Origin of the sequence: Intrasporangium chromatireducens Q5-1, from assembly GCF_000576575.1 — a bacterium.
In the GTDB taxonomy this organism is placed as follows: Bacteria; Actinomycetota; Actinomycetes; order Actinomycetales; family Dermatophilaceae; genus Intrasporangium_A; species Intrasporangium_A chromatireducens.
The window spans coordinates 1-1363 of record NZ_AWQS01000469.1 but is presented as its reverse complement, the minus strand read 5'-3'; the positions used below and the strand labels follow the sequence as shown (position 1 = coordinate 1363).

The 1363-nt window shown below is 72.5% G+C and carries 1 protein-coding gene; it reads left to right on the top strand.

Translation table 11 applies throughout. The features are described from left to right. A partial coding sequence (locus N864_RS22275; protein WP_034722730.1) for an AAA family ATPase occupies positions 1-1363 on the top strand: 1363 nt, incomplete at both ends.

Below are 1363 nucleotides of genomic sequence, written 5' to 3'. Positions count from 1 at the left end.
CGACGAGGGGCTGCGCGTCGCGGCCGCCCTCGCCGAGTCGGTCCCCGGGGCGCCGAGCGAGTGGATCGAGTCCGCGCGGCCGGGCACGACCGACCTGCGCGAGACCAACACCCTGTTCTTCGACGCCGCCGTCCGCGGCCGACGGTGGCGCGCCAACCCCACGGCGCTGCTCGACGAGCTCGTCGCGGCCGGCAGCCCCGGTGCTGGCGCCTATGCCAAGGCCCTGACCGAGGTGGCGGCGGCGGCCTGCACGCTCGGGGAGCCGAGCGTCACGGTCACCGCGAACGCGGCAGCGGCCTCAGCGGCATACCTCTCCGCCGTCCGCGAGCCCCGCCCCGCGCCCACCCTGCCGTTCCCACGCGCCTCGACCCCCGCGTTCCCTGCGGACGAGGTGTTGCGGCAGCAGCAGCTGCTCTCCGAATACCTCAGAGGCGATCAGGGCCTCCGCCCCCTGCCCTCCCCCCTCCCCCCCGATGAGGTATTGCGGCAGGCAGATCCGCAGCCTGAATACCTCAAACCGGAGGGGGCGGAGGAGAAGCCTGCGGAACCGGAGGAGTCCCAGGAGCCGGAGAAGTCCGTCGAGGAGCTGCTCGCCGAGCTCGACGCGATGATCGGCCTCGGCCGGGTCAAGAAGGAGGTGCACCGGCAGGTCGCGCTGCTCACGGTGGAGAAGCTGCGCGTCGAGGCGGGGCTCAAGCAGACCCGCCTGTCGCGGCACCTCATCTTCGTCGGCAACCCGGGCACCGGCAAGACGACCGTCGCCCGGCTCATCGGCGCGATCTACCGCGCCCTCGAGCTGCTCCCCGAGGGCCAGCTCGTGGAGGTCGACCGGTCCGAGCTCGTCGCCGGCTACGTCGGGCAGACCGCGATCAAGACGGCCGAGGTGTGCGCGAAGGCGGTCGGCGGGGTGCTCTTCATCGACGAGGCGTACAGCCTGACGGGCGACCAGTACGCCCAGGAGGCGGTCAACACCCTCGTCAAGGAGATGGAGGACCACCGCGAGGACCTCGTCCTCATCGTCGCGGGCTACCCCGACCTGATGGTCGAGTTCGTCGCGAGCAACCCCGGCCTCGCGAGCCGGTTCACGACGACGATCGAGTTCGACGACTACACCGACGACGAGCTGCTCGCGATCCTCACGTCGATCGCCGCGGCCGCGGACTACGAGCTGACCGAGGACGCCGAGCGCCGGGTCCGGCACCTCCTCGAGGCGAGCCCCCGCGGGCCTGCGTTCGGCAACGGGCGCTTCGCCCGCAACCTGTTCGAGGCGGCCGTCGGGCGGCACGCGTGGCGCCTTCGCGACGCCGACCACCCCACCCGTGACGAGCTGCGCCTGCTCACCGCCGCCGACTTCACCGACACC